A 17,409-nucleotide genomic window follows, 5' to 3' on the forward strand; every position below is an offset into this window, starting at 1 on the left:
GGTCACCCGCTCGGCCGTTTCTCCGGCTTTCCCGCCCGATGGGGTGAGCCGGGCGGCCGTTTTCCGTCAGTGCGCCGTGCGATGTTGGAAGTGGGGGTTCCCCCAACTACAGGCTGTAAGGCAAACGATCATGCTCGCGGGGCGGCCGCGGGCGCGGCGTCCGCCGCCGCGTGGGCCGGCCGCCGCCCGAGCAGGACCCAGGCGAGGACCGCGGCCACCGCCGCCGCGCCTGCGGCCAGGCCGAAGCCCAGTCCCATCGCGTCGGTGAACGCGGCTCGCGCCGTGGCCGCGAGCGTCTCGCCGCCGGGACCCGCGGCGCGGGCCGCGGCCAGCGTCTCGGCGAGGGAGCCCCGCAGGGCCGCCGGGACGTCGGCGGGCAGGTTCGCTGCGTAGCCGGCGGCCAGCACGCTGCCCAGACCCGCGACGCCGAAGGACATCCCGATCTCCTGCGCGGCGTCCTGCACCGCGGTGCCGATCCCGGCCTGCTCCCGGGGCAGCGCGGCGAGCAGCACCTCGAACACCGTGGGCTGGCCCACGCCCAGTCCGACGCCCAGCGCGGTCAACGCCGGCAGCACGGACAGGAAGGAACTGTCCACACGGGACGTCATGAGCAGGGCGAGCCCGCCGGCCAGCGCGAGCAGGCCGAGCGCGACGGTGCGGGCGGGGCCGAGCCGGGTCTTCAGCACGTTGCCCAGACCGGCGCCGAGCGCGCCGGCCACCGAGAGCGGGATCAGCGCGCCGCCCGACTGGACCGCCGAGAACCCCAGCACGAGCTGGAGGTACTGGGTGAAGGTGAACATCAGTCCGGCCAACGCCATCTGGATCAGCGCGATCACGCCGCAGGCCGCGCCGAACCGGCGGTCGCGGAACAGGGTGAGGTCGAGCATCGGTGAGGAGCACCGGCGCTCCCAGACGACGAAGGCGCCCAGCGCGACCGCGCCGACGACGAGTCCGCCCAGGACGCGTCCGCTGTCCCAGCCGTGGGTGTGCACGGAGATCGCGGCCCAGACCAGCGCCACCATGCCGACGGTCGACAGCAGCGCGCCGAGCGGGTCGGGCCGGCCCTTCCGCGGCTCCCGGGACTCGGGGATGAGGACCAGCGTGCCCACCAGGCCCAGCGCGGCCACCGGCACGTTGATCAGGAACACCGAGCTCCACCCGAGGCGCTCGACCAGCAGCCCGCCGAGCACCGGCGCGCCCGCGACGGCGAGCATGTTGGCCGCTCCCCAGACGGCGATGGCCTTCCCGCGCTCCCGGTCGTCGAAGAGCACGGTCAGCAGCGACAGCGTCGACGGCATGATCAGCGCCGCGCCGAGGCCCATGACCCCGCGCAGGGTCACGAGCGCGGCCACGGAGTCCGCGTGCGCCGCGCCGAACGAGGCGAGGCCGAAGACGACGAACCCGGCGAGCAACGCCAGGCGTCGGCCGTAGCGGTCGGACAGGCTGCCGGTGGTCAGCAGCAGCCCGGCGAACACCAGCGAGTAGACGGCGGTGATCCACTGGACGTCGGCGGTGCTGGCGCCCAGGTCCGACATCAGGGTCGGCAGGGCGACGTTGAGCACGGTGTTGTCGATGACGACCACGAACATGCTCACGCAGAGCACGGCCAGGGCCGACCAGCGGCGCGGGTGTGGAGCGGTGGTCACGGGTCCCCCCAGGAGGAACGAACGGAGACGGGAGCTCGCTCGGGCACCGAGCTGGTGTCGAACCCGCGGGTGTCGAACACCGTGCGAGACTCTAGAACACCGTGCGAGGAGAATGGAACACCGTGCGAGAAGTGTCGAACGTCGTACCGGGGCCCGGCGCTAGGCTGAGTGGTCACACGACCGGGGACGACAGGGAGGCGGCGTGCCGGAGAGCGCCCGCGGCGACGAGGTGCCCACTGTCTGGGCGCGCGCGACCCGCGCCCGACGGGGGCAGTCCGGACCCGCCCTCACCAGGGAGCAGATCGTCCGCGCGGCGGTGGAGCTGCTCGACGCGGAGGGCCCCGACGGGCTGAGCATGCGGCGGCTGGGCGCCCGGCTCGGCGCCGGCGCGACCTCGCTCTACTGGCACGTCGCGAACAAGAACGAGCTGCTGGAGCTGGTCTTCGACGAGGTGATGGGCGAGGTCGCGACGGCCCCGCCCTCGGGCGACTGGCGGGCCGACCTGCTGGCCTTCGCCCACGAGATGCGGTCGCTGATGTTCCGCCACCCCTGGGTGGTGGCGTTGTTCGGCACGTCGCCGAACGTCGGCCCGCACGGCCTGGCCCTGGCCAACGCCGCCGCCGAGGTCCTCACGGCCGGCGGGTTCGCCCCCTCGGAGGTCGACAACGCGATCTCGCTGGTCATGGACTACGTGATCGGGTCGGTGGCGACCGAGCTGGCCTGGATCCTGCGGGTGCGGCGGGACGTGGTGGACGTGGAGCGCTGGACGGCCGCGCTCCAGGACTACCTCAGGGAGGCGCTCAAGCCCTACCCCTCCCTGTGGGAGTTCTGGCGGGCCGGGCTGGAGATGGAGGACGAGCGGCGACGCGAGGACCGCTACGTCTTCGGCATCAACCGGGTGATGGACGGGCTTGAGGTCTACGTCGCCCAGCGCGGGGCGAAGGAGCGCGAGGTGGGGGAGCGCCAGGGGGAGAGCCAGGCGGAGAGTGACCGGCGCGGCGGCTGAGCGCCCCGACCCGCCGGGCGGAGGTCCGCCTAGCCGACCTCCAGGCGGGCCCTGGTGGCGACCACGCGCGGCCACCAGGCCGCCATCCGCTCGGCCTCGGCGAGGGCCGCCCGCGCCGCGCGGTTGTCGTGCGCGGCCATGTGCGCCCTGGCCAGCGTCGCGAGGTGGTCGACCCGGCTGAGCAGGTGGTCGCAGGTGTCGGCGCCGGAGCGGGCCAGCCGCACGGCGGTCGCCGGGTCCCCGTCGAGCAGGGCGAGCAGCGCCTGGGTGCCCTGCGCCTGGTGCGCGGGGTACCCGAGCTGGAGCGCGTCGTCGAGCGCCTGGCGCGCGGTGGGCACGCCGAGGGCGGCGTCGAGCTGGCCCGCCTCGACCGCGCACGCCGCGAGCCCGGCCACGCCGGCCAGCGTGAGCCCGGCCTCCTTCTGGCCGATGTCCGGCGCGCGCATCAGGCCGAGCGCCAGGCCCAGCGCCTCCCCGTACCGGCCGCGGGCCTCGAGCACGCTGATCCGGGCGTAGGTGCCGGAGCGCACGTCGGGGTGGTCCTCGGCGATCCGGGCGGCGATCCGCTCGGCGGTCTCCAGGTCACCGGTGCTGAGCGCGTCCAACGCCTCGTCCACGACCGGGGCGACGTCCATCCGCGCCGCGCGCTCCGGCGGCAGGCGGAAGAGGTTGAACAGCGCCCAGCCGGTCGAGGAGGAGCCGGCGCTCTCCGCCGGCAGCAGCGCGTGGAGCAGGGTGGCGACCGCGCCGACCGCGAGCCCCCTGCCGAACGGCCCGGACGAGAGCGCCGCGGCGAGCACGGCGAGCGCGAGCCCGAACACGGCCGAGCTCAGCGCCGCCAGCCACATCCGGGGCCGCACCGGGGCGCGGCCGGGGCCGACGGACACCGAGACCAGGATCGGCACCGCGCGGACCACGACCGCCCGCTTGGCGGTGGTGCGCTCCCACAGGCGCGGGCCGAGGCCGAGCGCGAACCGGTGCACGCGCGCGCCGAAGAGCACCGCGCCCAGCGCCATGCCGAGCTGCAACGCGGCCAGCTCGGCGAACAGGCCGACGGCCGCCCCGCCGAGCCCGAGCGCGGTCCCCAGGACCGAGCGCTCCAGGGCGACGACCGCGACGACCGCCAGCGCCGCGGCGACCGGCCCGGGGTTGGCGAACAGCTTGAGGATGCGCACGGAACCGAGACGGTACGCGTTCGGGTGAGGTTCCCCCTCCCGAACGAGGGATCGGAGACGCCGGCGCGGCGACGTCCCCGACCCCCGCTCCCCGGGCCTCGGGCCTCGGGCCTCGGGCCTCAGGGGACCGGCGGGCCACCACCCGCGACGACCGGCAGCCCGGCGCTCTTCCACGCCCGGAACCCGCCGACCAGGTCGGTGGCGCGGGTCAGGCCGAGGCGGCGCAGGTCGTGGGCGGCGAGGCTGGAGGCGTAACCCTCGTTGCAGACCACCACGACCCTGGTGTCGGCGGTGACCCCGGGCAGCCGGTGCTCGCCCTCGGGGTCGAGCCGCCACTCCAGGACGATCCGCTCGACGGGCACCGCGCCCGGCAGCTCGCCCTCGGCGGCTCGGGTCTCGCGGGGCCGGATGTCGACGACCAGGACCTTCTCCCGGGTTCGGAGCTCGGCCAACCCCCGCGGGGTGATCCGGTCGAGGTCCGCCCGCGCCGCGCGCAACAGGTCCTCGGCGGTCATCCCGCGAGCTCGTTCCGCGCGGCAACGCCGTTGTCGGGGGCGGACCTGGGCGCGGGAACGGGTGAGACGTCGAGCAGGCTCTCGTACTCCCGCACCGGCAGCAGCGGTGGCGAGTACGCGTGCACGCTCGCGGCGTTGACCCGTCCGGTGTTGCGGACCTGGTGCGCCCGGTTGGGGCCGAACCCGATGGCCGCCCCGACCTGGTGCCGTCCACTGCGGACCGGCCCGCCCGGGTAGCGGTAGTCCTCGCCGAGCGTGCCGAGCAGCACGCTGAACGAGCCGGACGCCCCGCCGTGGTCGTGCGGTTCGGTGCCCTGCCCCGGCATCCAGGACAGCAACCACAGCTCCACGCCCGGGGTGAGCGCGAGCCGGGCCCACCAGCGCTGGTCGGCGTGGAACTGGACCACGGACAACAACTCGCCGGTCAGCTCGGCGGTGACGGTCCTGGTCAGGTCGCGCAGCTCCCTCGGTGTCCACAGTGGACGGCCGGGGTGGATCAGGTCCCGCAGCAGCGGGACGTCGAGCGCGGGGTGGACGTCGAGCTCGTGGGTGCGTACGGACATCGGAAACCTCCTGTCGCGAAAGGGAAGTGAGCGCGGCAGGACGCGACGTGGCTGTCCACCTGGCGGAACGCGGACCCGAGGGGGCCACGGCCGCGGTGGGCGTGCGGGAAGAGGGGATCCGCAGAGGGGGAGACGGATCAGCAGCCGCGCCGCGTCCGAGTACACGCGCAGGTCACGACCCTGAGCAGGTCGACCGGCCGGTCCCGGTGCAGCAGCGGGCAGATCACGGGTCGATGGTGGCAGAGGGACGTCGACCCCCGCCACCGCTCCCACATAGCGGGAGAACAGCGGGGGTCAGCGCGTGGCCCTGAGCAACAACACGGTCCGGCCCGGCACCCGCAACCGGGCCCCGGGGGCGAGGGGCGTGCCGTCCGGCGGCACCCCGTCCGCGCTGCCGGTGTCCAGCACCGGTTCGAACCGGGCGCCGAAGTCGTCCTCGGGCAGCACGACCTCGACCTCGGCGTGCCCGGCGTGCAGCACCGCCAGCCACGAGTGGTCGGCCACCTGCTCGCCGCCCCGGGTGCGGGACCGGCAGTCCGCGCCGTCGATCCACATCAGCAGGGTGAGCCGGGAGAAGTCGAACCAGTCGGTCTCGGCCATCTCCTGGCCGTCGGGCCGGAGCCACACCAGGTCCGGGCTCCCGGTCGGCGTCGTGCGGCCCTCGAAGAACTCCGGCTGGCGCAACGCCGGGCAGCCCGCCCGGAGCCGGATCAGCCGACGGGTGAAGGAGAACAGCTCGGCGCCGGCCGAGCCGGGACGGCCGAGCGGCGTCCAGTCCAACCAGGACAGTTCGTTGTCCTGGCAGTAGGCGTTGTTGTTGCCCCGCTGGGTCCGCCACAGCTCGTCGCCGGCGGCGAGCATCGGCGTCCCGGTGGACAGGAACAGGGTGGCGAGCAGGTTGCGGGCCTGGCGCGCCCGGAGCGCCCGCACCGCGCGGTCGGCGGTCTCCCCCTCCACACCGCAGTTCCACGACCGGTTGTCGTCGGTGCCGTCGTGCCCGCCCTCGCCGTTGGCCTCGTTGTGCTTGTGGTCGTAGGAAACGAGGTCGCGCAGGGTGAACCCGTCGTGCGCGGTGACGAAGTTGACGGACTGCCACGGCCGACGCCCGTCGTCGGCGTAGAGGTCGGACGAGCCGGACAACCGGTAGGCCAAATCGGCGACACCGCCGTGCCCGCGCCAGAAGTCGCGCACGGTGTCCCGGTAGCGGCCGTTCCACTCCGCCCACTGCACCCCGAAGTCCCCGACGCGGTACCCGTCGCCGGTCGCGTCCCACGGCTCCGCGACGAGTTTCCGCCGTGACAGCACGGGATCCGTGGTGATCGCGGTGAGCAGCGCCCCGTGCGGGTCGAACGGCCCGCCCCCCGGCCGGCCCAGCACGCTGGCCAGGTCGAACCGGAATCCGTCGACGCCCATCTCGGTCGCCCAGTACCGCAGGGAGTCGGTCACCAGCCGGACCACCGTGGGCGAGCCGGCGTCGAGGGTGTTGCCGCAGCCGGTGATGTCGATCTGGCGGCCGTCGTCGCTGTGCAGGTAGTAGGCGGGGGCGTCCAGACCGCGGAAGCAGAGCGTCGGGCCGTGTACGTCGTTCTCGCAGGTGTGGTTGAAGACCACGTCGAGGATCACCTCGATGCCCGCGGCGTGCAGCGCGGCGACCATGGTGCGGAACTCCTCGACCTCCCGGCCCGGCTCGCTGGCGTAGCCGGGGTGCGGGGCGAGGAAGCCCAGCGGCGAGTAGCCCCAGTAGTTGTGCCGCCCGGTGCCGAACAGCAGCGGCTCGTCCACGAAGGCGTGGACGGGCATCAGCTCCACCGCGGTGACGCCGAGCCGGGACAGGTGCGCGACCACCGCCGGGTGGGCCAGCCCGAGGTAGGTGCCCCGCTGGTGCGGGGGCACCTCGGGGTGGCGGCGGGTGAACCCGCGCACGTGCACCTCGTAGACGACCGTCTCCTCCCACGGCACCTCGGGCGCCGCCCCGGTGTCCGGCCCGCCGGGGGAGGCCACGACCGACAGCGGCACGCCGCCCAGGGAGTCGACCGGCGAGGGCGGTCCGGTCATCGGGTCGCCGGTGTGGCCGATGGCGGCCGCCGGGTCGGTCAGGCCGCCGTCGAGCAGCCGGGCGTACGGGTCGACCAGCAGCTTCGCCGGGTTGCAGCGCAGGCCCCGCTCCGGCTCGTACGGCCCGTACACCCGGAAGCCGTAGCGCTGGCCGGGGGCGACCCCGGGCACCAGGCCGTGCCAGACGCCGAACGTGCGCTCGGTCAGCTCCACCCGGCGCTCGACCGGCTGACCGCCCCCGGTCGGGTCGACCAGACAGACCTCGACCGCGTCGGCCACCGCCGAGGCCACCGCGAACCGCACCCCGCCGCCCTCGGGGTGCGCGCCGAGCGGGAACGGCCGTCCGGCCAGGGCCGGCGGTCCGGGCGGGGGCCGAGGGGACACATCTGGGATCCTCCCGGACGCGCCCCGGTTCACGCTGCCCGCGACCGGGTCGGAAGGGCACGGTCACCGGGGTCGGTGAGCTGCGACAACCCGGACGGCGGCACCGTCGACCACTCCCGGTGGCGAGCCGCCGGACGGGGGTCGCAAGAATGGACGCGTGACCGAGCACGCCGGGATGCAGGCCACGCCGAACGGGGAGGTCGGAGGAGACGTGGACATCGATGTCACCGACCTCGTGGTGCGCATGGACTCCGTGGGGGTCCGCCGTGGGCGCACCGCGTTGTTGCAGGATGTCGACTGGCGCGTCGAGCTGGACGAGCGGTGGGTGGTGCTGGGCCCCAACGGGGCCGGCAAGACCACGTTGCTGCGGTTGGCGGGGGCCGAGCTGCACCCCACGACCGGCAGCGTCCACCTGCTCGGGGAGCGGATGGGCCGCACCGACGTGTTCGAGCTGCGGCCGAGGATCGGCTTCTGCTCGGCGGCGCTGGCCAACCGGGTGCCCGCCGAGGAGAAGGTGCGCGACCTCGTCGTCAGCGCCGGCTACGCGGTGCTGGGCCGGTGGCGCGAGGAGTACGACGCGCTGGACACCGGCCGGGCCGACGAGCTGCTGGGGGCCATGGGCATCGCGCACCTCGGCGAGCGGGCGTTCGGCACGTTGTCCGAGGGCGAGCGCAAGCGCACGATGATCGCCCGCTCGCTGATGACCGACCCGGAGATGCTGCTGCTGGACGAGCCGGCGGCCGGGCTGGACCTGGGCGGCAGGGAGGACCTGGTCGCGCGGCTGTCGGCGCTGGCCATGGACCCGGACGCGCCGGCGATGGTGCTGGTCACGCACCACGTCGAGGAGATCCCGCCGGGCTTCACGCACGCGCTGCTGCTGCGCGGGGGCGGCGTGGTGGCGCAGGGCCTGCTGGAGGAGGTGCTGACCGCCGAGACGCTCTCCGCGACGTTCGGTCAGGACCTGGAGCTCCAGCGCGCCGGCGACCGGTTCTTCGCGCGGCGCCGGGTCTGATCGCTGGGTCTGATCGCCGGTCCCGACCGTAGGCCTGGTCGCGGTCTGGTGACGGGTCTGATCGCGATTCGGACCGCCCGGTCCGGCCACCGCCGTACGCCCCGGGGCGTCACTCCAGCGTGTTTCACCCTGTCGCGCCATGCGACACGGGGTGTGATCAGGGGTGGCGTCCCGGCGGTCGTGCGGTCGCGGCCGGAGCGGGTGGGCCTGGGCGGACCCGGCGGGCGGGAAGTGTCCGCCACGTCTCGTTCTGGGCCGGCGCTACCGCGCGGTAGCCTGCGCTGGGTCGGCGGGTGCGGCCGTCGGCGGCGACGAGGAGGTAGCGGCGTGGGCGAGTTCGTCAGGCTTGAGGTCGACGAGGGCATCGGCACCATCCGGCTCGACCGGCCGCCGATGAACGCGCTGAACAAGCAGGTCCAAGAGGAGATCCGGGCCTGCGCGCACGAGGCGGCGGCCCGGGCCGACGTGCGAGCGGTGATCGTCTACGGCGGGGAGAAGGTGTTCGCGGCCGGCGCGGACATCAAGGAGATGGCCGAGATGTCCTACCCGGACATGGCCGCCCGCGCCCACGCGCTGTCCTCGTCCTTCTCCGCGGTGGCCGAGATCCCGAAGCCCACCGTGGCCGCGATCACCGGCTACGCGCTCGGCGGCGGCTTCGAGCTGGCGCTGTGCTGCGACCGGCGGATCGCCGGCGACAACGCCAAGGTCGGCCAGCCGGAGATCCTGCTCGGCATCATCCCTGGCGCGGGCGGCACGCAGCGGCTCGCGCGGCTGGTGGGGCCGAGCCGGGCCAAGGACATCATCTACACCGGGCGGTTCGTCGGCGCCGAGGAGGCGCTGCGGATCGGCATGGTGGACGAGGTCGTCGCGCCGGACGAGGTCTACGCGGCGGCGCGGAGCTGGGCCGGCCAGTTCGTGAACGGCGCCTCGCAGGCGTTGGCCGCGGCCAAGGCCGCCATCGACGGCGGTCTGGAGACCGACCTCGGCAACGGCCTGAAGCTGGAGAGCCACCTGTTCGCCGCGCTGTTCGCCACCGAGGACCAGAAGACGGGCATGCGCTCGTTCGTCGAGAACGGCCCCGGCAAGGCCAAGTTCACCGGCCGGTGAGCCACGTGACCACAGTGGACCCCGAGCCGAACCCGCACGCCACCGCCGAGGAGGTCCGGGCGGCGTACGCGGACCCCAAGCTGGCCAACGTGCTCTACCACGACTGGGAGGCCGGCACCTACGACGAGAAGTGGTCGATCTCCTACGACGAGCGGTGCATCGACTACGCGGTGGGGCGGTTCCGGGCGGCGGCGGGCGAGCGGGGCTGGCCCTACGGGCACGCGCTGGAGCTGGGCTCGGGCACGGGTTTCTTCCTGCTGAACCTCATGCAGGGCGGGGTCATCGCGAAGGGCTCGGTGACCGACCTGTCGCCGGGCATGGTGCGGGTGGCGCTGCGCAACGCGGAGAACCTGGGGCTGGACGTGGACGGCCGGGTGGCCGACGCGGAGCGCATCCCCTATGACGACAACACCTTCGACCTCGTCGTCGGGCACGCCGTGCTGCACCACATCCCGGACGTGCCCTCCGCGATGCGCGAGGTCCTGCGGGTGCTCAAGCCGGGCGGGCGGTTCGTCTTCGCCGGCGAGCCCACGAAGGTCGGCGACTCCTACGCGCGGGCGCTCGGCCGCCTGACGTGGTGGCTGACCACCAACGTCACCCGGCTGCCGGTGCTCAACGGGTGGCGGCGGCCGCAGGAGGAGCTGGACGAGTCCTCCCGCGCGGCGGCCCTGGAGGCCGTCGTGGACCTGCACACCTTCGACCCGACCGAGCTGGAGCGCACGGCGCGGTCGGCGGGCGCGGTGAACGTGCGGGCCGTGACCGAGGAGTTCGCCGCCGCGCTGTTCGGCTGGCCGGTGCGGACCTTCGAGGCCGCGGTGCCGCGCGAGAAGCTGGGCTTCGGCTGGGCGATGTTCGCCTACCGGACCTGGCAGAAGCTGTCCTGGGTGGACGAGAACCTGCTCGCGAAGCTCCTGCCGCGCGAGCTGTTCTACAACGTGCTGGTCACCGGGGTGAAGCCGGGCGAGTGACCCGGCCTCGGTCGTTCCGCGAGGGCCGTCTCCCGCAGGGGGCGGCCCTCGCGCCTTTCCGCCGGTCGCGTTCGTTCGTCCACAGTGGACACACGAGCGCCGGCGGCGGGACCCGCGTCTTTTCCGGTGAACCGGCTTCCCCGATGTGGCGCGAGCGGGACCGGCGATGGGGCAATGGGGCAATGGGAACCAACCACCCTGACTGCCCGAATCGGGTCGAGCGACTGGTCCGGATGGCCTAGGGTGCGCACCCGAATCCCGAGACCGCGAGGGGAAACGCACATGAGCACGGGGACGAAGCGCGTCGGCAGGATCGTCGCGATCACGGCGATGGCGGCGGTGGCGCTGACCGGGGCGGGCACCCTGACGACCGCCGCGCCGAGCCCGGTTCCGGCCGCGCACGGGGCGCACGAGCCGGCCAACGTCGGCCAGGTCAAGAACGACGTGAAGAGGTACTACGGCGATCGGGTCGACGCCGACGGCCGGCACCACGCCTCGCCGGACAGCGCGTGGGCCAGGGACACCCGGACGCAGGTGGACCGCGCCCGCCACTACCTCCAGGCGCGCCTGCACACCGTGCGCAACCCCGCGATCGTGCTGGACGTCGACGACACCTCCGAGCTGACCTACGGCTACGAGGTCGCCAGGGACTTCGCGTTCGACCAGCGCAGCTTCGACGAGGCGGTGAACACCGGAGCCTTCCCCGCGATCGAGCCGACCAGGGACCTGACGCGTTGGGCCAAGCGCAACGGCGTGAAGGTCTTCTTCGTCACCGGCCGCAAGGACAACCTGACCGAGGGCACCCGGCGCAACCTCGCGAAGAACGGCTTCCCGGAGCCGGACGGCCTGTTCCTCAAGCCGACCGCCAACCCGCCGGCCTACCTGAAGTGCGGCACCCAGTGCTCCACTGTGGAGTACAAGTCGAGCACCCGGGCCTTCCTGGAGTCGCAGGGCAACACGGTCGTGCTGAACGTGGGCGACCAGTACAGCGACCTGGAGGGCGGTCACGCCGAGCGGGGCGTGAAGCTCCCGAACCCGATGTACTTCCTGCCCTGACCGGTCCCCGTCGCGGTCGGACGACCACCGGAACAGCCCGCTGATCTCCGCCGAGCGCGGACGATCGGCGGGCTGTCCGCTGTCCGCTGTCCTACCGTCCTGCTGTCTGTCCCGCTGTCCGCCCCGCTCACCCGCTTCGGCGGCGGGCGAGCGCGATCGAGTGGACCACGCCTTGATCCCGGGCCGCTTTCCTTGCGGGACGGCAGACTTCGGCGGTCGCCGAGGGATGAAGGGAACCGCCGATGCTGTCAGCCAGGACCGTCCTCGCCGTCCTCATCGTCGGGCTGCTCAGCGGAGCTTCGGGCGTCGCCGCCACCGGGCAGTCGGACCAGGATCAGGAGCAGGAGCCGCCCAACCTCGGTCGGGTCAAAGCGGCCGTCCGCGCGTTCTACGGCGACCGGGTGGACGCCGACGGTCGGCACCACGCCTCGGCGGACAGCGCGTGGGGCCGCCAGGTCGCCCGTGAGGTGGCGCGTGCGCGGAGCTATCTCGCCGAACGCCTCGCTGCCGGCGTGCCGCACCCGGCCGTCGTGTTGGAGGTCGAGGACACCGCCGAACTGAGCTACCCGCTGCGCGCCGACCGGGACTTCGCGGTCGACCGGCACGCCGTGCACGAGGCGGTCGCGACCGGAACCCTCCCGGCCATCGAGCCGACCAGGGACCTGGTCATGTGGGCCAGGGAGCGGGGAGTGCGGGTGTTCTTCGTCGCCGCCCTTCCCGAGGAGACCAGGACGGGCGCGCTCGCGGGCCTGCGAGCACACGGTTTTCCCGAGCCGGACGGGTTCTTCACCTTCCCCGGCGCGGAAGTCCCGAGCTACCTGCGGTGCGCCGCGCGCTGCACGCCGCTGGAGTACAAGACCGGAACGCGCGCGCACCTGGAGGAGCGGGGGCACACGATCCTCCTCAACCTCGGTTCGCAGCAGGTGGATCTGACGGGCGGACATGCTGAGCGAGGTGTGAAGCTCCCGAACCCGATGTTCTTCGTGCCCTGAACCACTTGGCGCTGGTGGGCCTGCTGGTTCCAGCGCCGCGTCTCGGGGACGGGGACTGGCGGCGTCAGAAGACGGTGCCGACATCCTTGCTGACAATGCGGTCGAGGCAACGCTCCGCGAGGGCAGCGACTGTCCACGATGGATTGCAGCAGCCGGTGGACCCGGGGATGAGGGCGGCGTCGACGACGTAGAGGCCGGGGTGCTCGTGCACCCGGCCGTCGAGGTCGCAGACCTTGCCCAGCACGGCGCCGCCCAGCGGGTGGAACGTGTAGGGGTCGAGCGCGTTGAGGTCGACGAGGGTGCCGCCGGTGGCGCGCACGAGGCGGTCGAGGGTGGCGCGGATCGCCTCGCGAGAGCGCAGGTCCGCGCTGTTGGGCCACCGCAGCACCACCTCGTCCGCGCGGCCGTCGTAGTGGAAGCGCCCGTGGCCGTCCGGAATGCCCATGCCCAGCATCGCCATCGTGTGCAGCTCGAAGGGCAGCGGCGCGGGGCCGTGCTCGACGCTGACCGGACCGGCGGGGTCGCCCCAGTCCAGGATGGCGGTGCAGGCGGGGCCGCCCTGGGGTGGATTGGTGCGCTGGGGCACGAAGTTGCGCAGGAAGAGCCGGTCGCCGTTGTTGCCCCAGTAGGCGCCGACGTCGTCGGGCAGGTCCGGCATGGCGCCAGTTCCCTTGGCGCGCACCAGGATTCGGGACGTTCCGGCGGACCCCGCGCCCAGGAACAGGGCGTCGGTGGTGACGACGAAGTGCTCCAGCACCTCGCCGTCGGTGTTGATGCGCTCGGCACGCACCACGTAGCGGCCCGCGTTGTCCCGGCGGATCTCCCGGACGACGTGCAGTGGCGCGACCGTGACGTGCCCGGTGCGTTCCGCCGCCGCGAGGTAGGTGCGGTCCACGGAGTGCTTGCCGGAGTTGTTGACCCCGTAGATCACGTCCCCTGTGGACATCGAGGGCGGGACCTCGCCCCGCAGCTCCCGGCGCACGTCCTCCCAGTCGACCGGCAGCGGAACCCGCTCGCCGCGCAGGCCGGCGCGCCGCGCGTGCTCCAGGAACAGCCGGGACGAGGTGTACCGCACGTGGTCGAGCACGTCGTCCGGAATGGCCGCCAGCCGCAACACCGAGGCCACGCGGGGGTAGAAGACGTGGTCCATCTCGTCGTAGTCGATGCCGCCGACCATGACGCGGGAGAACAGCTCCTCGTTGGGGCGCAGGGACATTCCCGCGTAGGCCAACGAGGAGCCGCCGACGCCGGCGCCGCAGATGATGTCCATGCCCTCGCCCCGCACCCGCTCGATCACGCCGGTGTAGGGGCGGAACAGCGCGGGCGGGGAGGCGGGGAACACCGGGTGCGGCTCCAGCCAGCTCACCCGGCGGTCGGGGTGGAGGAACCGGGGGAACGTGTCGGAGCCGGGGCCGGCCTCCCACCGCCGCCCGCGCTCCAGCACCAGGGTGCGCACCCCGGCCTCGGCCAGGCGCAAGGCGGCGACGCCACCGCCGAAGCCGCTGCCGACGACCACCGCGCGCCAGCGCTCCTCGCGGGTCGGCGGTCCCGCCGCGCCGGCCGTCGGGGTGGCGGCTGACGGGGTGGCGACCGTCAGGGCGACGGCGGTCGCCGCCGTTCCGGTCAGGAACCGCCGCCGGTTGAACCCGCTGACCACGTGGTCTCCCTCCTCGCGCGGACGGGGCAGCCGTTCCCACGCTAGAAGTGAGCGATATTCACAACAACTCGGTGACCAGCGGAAACGGGAAGACGGCACGGATGCCGGCAGCGGTGTACCCGATCGTGGAACACGGAGGGGTCAGCGCGCACGCGCGGTGATCGTGACCGGGTCCGCGATGTCCTCCGTCCGGCCGAGCGTCACGGCGGCCACCTGGCGCTCGGCATCCCACGCCACGGAGCACCCGACACCGCACGTGATCACCGGAACGGTCGGAAACCGGGAGCGGGGCAGGAACAACTCCGTCGGTCCCCGCACGTCCGGCCGTGGCCGGAGCACGACTGCCAGCGCCGAACCGTCGTCGTCCCAACGCACTGGCTCGCCGGCGATGGCGCGCGGGTAGGGACGGGCGAGGCGCTCGGCCAGCGGCGCCCAGCCTCCGCCCGGCGCGTGCGGCCCCCAACCACCGGGATCGTTGGACCAGTACAGCCACCCGGAGCCGGTGCGGTCGGCCATCGCGGTGACGTCGTCGACGTAGTCGAGCGCGCCGTCGACCGTCGCGTTCAGACCGAACTCGGCCAGCAGCAACGGAGTTCCGAGCCGGCGGGCGACCTCGGTGTTGGCCCTGCGCCAGCGCTCGACCACATCCCGCGTGATCACCCTGGTAAGTCCGGTGTAGGGCTGGCCGGCGGTGACGAGCACGGGGTAGAGATGGGGCGCGTACGCGATTCTCGGTGGCCCCTGGCGGGGATCGGTGACCGCCCCGAGCGCGGACGGCAGCCCCCAGTTCACCCCGAGCGCCTGCGGCTCCACGAGAATCCACCGCCGGTCGTCGGCCCGCCGGACCGCGTCGATCACCTGTTGGTAGAAGGGCGTCAGGCGGTCGCGCTCGAAGAACGGCCAGACGCTGGTACCCCCGAGCGGCTCGTTGAACAGGTCGTAGCCCAGGACGGCGTCCTCGTGGGCGAACCGTCGCGCAACGTGCTCCCACATCGCGACGAAGTGGCGCGCCAGTTCGGGATGTGCGCCGGTGGTGCCCCAGAAGTGGTCGAAGGCGCGCACCACACCGGGCTGGAGGTAGGTCAGTTCCCACGGGGTCTGCGCGGTCGCCGGGAGACCGTCGAAGTGGCTGGCCCAGCGCGGCGCGCCGTTGTTGGGAGAGCTGCCCGCGACGGCCGGCCCCCAGGTGTCCTGGTGCATGTCGAGCACCACGTGCACACCGTGTTTTCCGTACCACCGGACGCGCTCGGCGACAGCGTCCAAATAGGACTCGTCGTACCGGCCGGGGCTGGGCTCGACCCTCGCCCAGAAGACCAGGAGGCGCACGGCGTTGGAGCCGAGCTTCCGCACCTCGGCGGCGATCTCCGCCTCGCCGGTCCACGGCAGCGCGTCGCGGGACTCCTTCGCGCTGTGGCCGTTGTTCATGCCGTGCAGCACCAGTGCCCGGCCGTGCTCGTCGGTCAGGTGCCGGACCGGGGTTTCCGGTGGGCGAGGGGCGGAGATCGGGGCTTCCGCCGCGTGGGCGTCGGCCCGCTGGACACCGAGCACCGGCGTCAGCAGGCCGACGACCACCGCCACCACGAGGGCGGCGTTAGTACGCACGGGACGGAATCCAGTCCTTGTGGCCGTAGCCGCTGAGCTTCGTCCGCGTCTCCGACGCCCACTGCTGAGCCTTGCCGCCGTCGCAGCGAGACAGGACGAGCGCGGAGCCCTTGCTCGTGTCACTGGTGCTCAGACACAGGTCGGGGTTGCTGGTCGGGCGCAGCCGCCCGCCGTCGACGGTCCACGTCTGCGCGGCGCTCCCGTTGCAGTTCCAGAGCTGAACCCGTTGCCCTGCCACGAAGTTCTGGTTCGGCACGTCGACACAGCGGTCGTGGGTCAGCTCGGAGTGCACCGACCGGCGCTGCTCGTCGTACCAGAACCCCTGGTTGCGCCCACCGTGACAGGTCCAAGTGAGCAGTGCCGTGCCGTTGCGGGCGTTGTAGCCCTCGGCGTCGGCGCACAACCCGGCCTCGGGATTGCGGAGCTGACGGAAGTCCAGCAGGCCGGGGAGCAGGACGGTGCTCCCGGTGCTCGCCGGGTCGACGCAGGTGGCCCTGGGCAGTCGGGGGTTGGCGTAGAACGCCGCCATGCAGGAGGCGAAGGCCGCGTGCCCCCTGTCGTTGGGGTGGAAGGACTGCTGGACCGCGTGCGGGTCGAGGATGTTGCCGTTCTCGATGTGCAGGCCGCGCGCCCAGGTGTTGTCCGAGCACACCTCGTGCCCGTCGAAGAGCCGGCTGGCGTCGAGGAAGCGCGCGCCGGTGTTCTCCGCGGCGCGGCGGATGGCCTGGCCGAACAGGGGAACCGCCTTGTTGCGCGCGAAGGCCATGTCCTTCAGGTAGGCCAGGCAGCCGCCGCCGTACCAGCCGGGGAAGTTCGGGTTGTCCTCCACGTCCGGACCGGCCGGCGTGGGATAGCTCATGAGCACGAGTTGGTAGTCCCCGTCGGCATAACCGGCGTCGCGCATGGTCTGTCGCACGCTGCGGACCGCCTGCTCGGCCCCGGCCCGGGACCTGTCGACCCGCTGCTGCCAGCCGTCGGTGTAGTCGGGCCAGCAGTTGCCCTGGAAGAACACGCGGCGCTTCACGCAGTCGCCCAGGACCGGCCCGAACTCCACGCCGCCGTGGTCGTTGGCGCTGACCACGATCCATACGAGCTTCAGCCGGGTGTTGCGGGCCTTGACGGCCAGGTTGTCACCCTGGTTCAGGTCGTCGTACTGGTGTTCTCCGCTGCGGTACACGAGGTTCGCACTGCGCCCGCCGGAACAGGCGAGGTTGAGCGTGAGGTCGACGGGGATTCCCGTGCGGTGCACGGCGGCGTCCAGCGAGCGGTCGCACCAGTTGTCCGGACCGTGCGTTCCCGGCTCGTAGTTCCCCACGCCCTCGCCGGAGATCTCGCTGTCGCCGAGCGTGGTGATCGAGGTCCGGCGCTGGTCCGGCGGCCGGATCTCCGGGCTGCCGTACAACTTCACCGCCTCGGCCTGGCGGATCTGCTCTAGGTCGGCGGGTAGCGGCTGGATGGCGGGGGTGGAGGTGTTCCGGTTCGGTGGCGCGGCCGAGGACGGCGCGCCGGCCATGGCCAGGGACGTGGCGGTGACGGCGGTCAGCGCGAGGGCCGCGCGTAACCACCGGCGGGTCCGGTCGAGCATGGCGGTTGCCCTTCTGTGCAGGGGGCGGGGTCGGGTGAGGGATATCACCCGGCCCTGCACGCACGGTAACCGCTCCGCGAACGAAC

General features: G+C 73.2%; 14 protein-coding genes. 6 read left to right on the plus strand and 8 right to left on the minus strand.

What is annotated here, in order from left to right; all coding sequences use genetic code 11:
• Window positions 1-128: 128 nt before the first annotated feature.
• Window positions 129-1,646, minus strand: coding sequence for an MFS transporter (locus tag BUE43_RS19505; RefSeq protein ID WP_073485292.1), 1,518 nt, complete (start codon window positions 1,644-1,646; stop codon window positions 129-131).
• 202 nt (window positions 1,647-1,848) lie between these two features.
• Here BUE43_RS19505 and BUE43_RS19510 point away from each other — a divergent pair, with 202 nt between their 5' ends.
• Window positions 1,849-2,652: a TetR/AcrR family transcriptional regulator gene (locus tag BUE43_RS19510; protein WP_083959848.1), complete on the plus strand. Its 804-nt coding sequence runs from the start codon at window positions 1,849-1,851 to the stop codon at window positions 2,650-2,652.
• A gap of 29 nt (window positions 2,653-2,681) precedes the next feature.
• Here BUE43_RS19510 and BUE43_RS19515 read toward each other — a convergent pair whose 3' ends face one another.
• The 4 genes from BUE43_RS19515 to glgX form a co-directional block, all read right to left on the minus strand.
• On the minus strand, window positions 2,682-3,827 hold the full coding sequence (locus tag BUE43_RS19515; RefSeq protein WP_073485294.1) for a tetratricopeptide repeat protein: 1,146 nt from the start codon (window positions 3,825-3,827) through the stop codon (window positions 2,682-2,684).
• Between the two features lie 119 nt (window positions 3,828-3,946).
• Window positions 3,947-4,342 (minus strand): rhodanese-like domain-containing protein, encoded by a 396-nt coding sequence (locus BUE43_RS19520; RefSeq protein WP_073485296.1) that lies wholly within the window; start codon window positions 4,340-4,342, stop codon window positions 3,947-3,949.
• A complete protein-coding gene (locus BUE43_RS19525) occupies window positions 4,339-4,905 on the minus strand; it encodes a cysteine dioxygenase (RefSeq protein WP_073485299.1) in 567 nt (188 codons plus the stop codon). Before BUE43_RS19525 ends, BUE43_RS19520 begins: the two co-directional genes overlap by 4 nt.
• A 294-nt stretch (window positions 4,906-5,199) precedes the next feature.
• A complete protein-coding gene (gene glgX / locus BUE43_RS19530; RefSeq protein ID WP_073485301.1) occupies window positions 5,200-7,344 on the minus strand; it encodes a glycogen debranching protein GlgX in 2,145 nt (714 codons plus the stop codon).
• 175 nt (window positions 7,345-7,519) lie between these two features.
• On the opposite strand from glgX, the gene BUE43_RS19535 reads away from it, so the two are divergent.
• The 5 genes from BUE43_RS19535 to BUE43_RS19555 all read left to right on the plus strand — a co-directional run bounded on the left by BUE43_RS19535 (window position 7,520) and on the right by BUE43_RS19555 (window position 12,479).
• Window positions 7,520-8,356: an ABC transporter ATP-binding protein gene (locus tag BUE43_RS19535; RefSeq protein WP_073486064.1), complete on the plus strand. Its 837-nt coding sequence runs from the start codon at window positions 7,520-7,522 to the stop codon at window positions 8,354-8,356.
• Between the two features lie 327 nt (window positions 8,357-8,683).
• The gene (locus BUE43_RS19540) at window positions 8,684-9,463 is read left to right on the plus strand and encodes an enoyl-CoA hydratase/isomerase family protein (protein WP_073485302.1); all 780 of its coding nucleotides are present in this window, start codon (window positions 8,684-8,686) and stop codon (window positions 9,461-9,463) included.
• A gap of 5 nt (window positions 9,464-9,468) precedes the next feature.
• On the plus strand, window positions 9,469-10,431 hold the full coding sequence (locus BUE43_RS19545; protein ID WP_073486066.1) for a class I SAM-dependent methyltransferase: 963 nt from the start codon (window positions 9,469-9,471) through the stop codon (window positions 10,429-10,431).
• Between the two features lie 282 nt (window positions 10,432-10,713).
• Complete coding sequence (locus BUE43_RS19550) at window positions 10,714-11,487, plus strand: HAD family acid phosphatase (RefSeq protein WP_073485303.1); 774 nt, start codon at window positions 10,714-10,716, stop codon at window positions 11,485-11,487.
• A 242-nt stretch (window positions 11,488-11,729) separates the two neighbouring features.
• On the plus strand, window positions 11,730-12,479 hold the full coding sequence (locus tag BUE43_RS19555; protein WP_073485305.1) for an HAD family acid phosphatase: 750 nt from the start codon (window positions 11,730-11,732) through the stop codon (window positions 12,477-12,479).
• Between the two features lie 64 nt (window positions 12,480-12,543).
• Here BUE43_RS19555 and BUE43_RS19560 read toward each other — a convergent pair whose 3' ends face one another.
• The 3 genes from BUE43_RS19560 to BUE43_RS19570 all read right to left on the minus strand — a co-directional run bounded on the left by BUE43_RS19560 (window position 12,544) and on the right by BUE43_RS19570 (window position 17,323).
• Complete coding sequence (locus BUE43_RS19560; protein WP_073485307.1) at window positions 12,544-14,136, minus strand: GMC oxidoreductase; 1,593 nt, start codon at window positions 14,134-14,136, stop codon at window positions 12,544-12,546.
• Between the two features lie 141 nt (window positions 14,137-14,277).
• Window positions 14,278-15,738, minus strand: coding sequence for a cellulase family glycosylhydrolase (locus tag BUE43_RS19565; protein WP_073485309.1), 1,461 nt, complete (start codon window positions 15,736-15,738; stop codon window positions 14,278-14,280).
• Complete coding sequence (locus BUE43_RS19570) at window positions 15,728-17,323, minus strand: ricin-type beta-trefoil lectin domain protein (protein WP_073485311.1); 1,596 nt, start codon at window positions 17,321-17,323, stop codon at window positions 15,728-15,730. The genes BUE43_RS19565 and BUE43_RS19570 overlap by 11 nt, the downstream gene beginning before the upstream one ends.
• Between the last annotated feature and the right edge of the window lie 86 nt (window positions 17,324-17,409).

This window comes from Streptoalloteichus hindustanus (assembly GCF_900129375.1).
Taxonomy (GTDB): Bacteria; Actinomycetota; Actinomycetes; order Mycobacteriales; family Pseudonocardiaceae; genus Streptoalloteichus; species Streptoalloteichus hindustanus.

Excerpts from the sequence above, each read along its gene's own strand:
- BUE43_RS19570 (WP_073485311.1), bottom strand. The coding sequence starts at position 17,323 with ATGCTCGACCGGACCCGCCGGTGGTTACGCGCGGCCCTCGCGCTGACC.
- BUE43_RS19525 (WP_073485299.1), bottom strand. The coding sequence starts at position 4,905 with ATGTCCGTACGCACCCACGAGCTCGACGTCCACCCCGCGCTCGACGTC.
- BUE43_RS19520 (WP_073485296.1), bottom strand. The coding sequence starts at position 4,342 with ATGACCGCCGAGGACCTGTTGCGCGCGGCGCGGGCGGACCTCGACCGG.
- BUE43_RS19535 (WP_073486064.1), top strand. The coding sequence starts at position 7,520 with ATGCAGGCCACGCCGAACGGGGAGGTCGGAGGAGACGTGGACATCGAT.
- BUE43_RS19555 (WP_073485305.1), top strand. The coding sequence starts at position 11,730 with ATGCTGTCAGCCAGGACCGTCCTCGCCGTCCTCATCGTCGGGCTGCTC.
- BUE43_RS19550 (WP_073485303.1), top strand. The coding sequence starts at position 10,714 with ATGAGCACGGGGACGAAGCGCGTCGGCAGGATCGTCGCGATCACGGCG.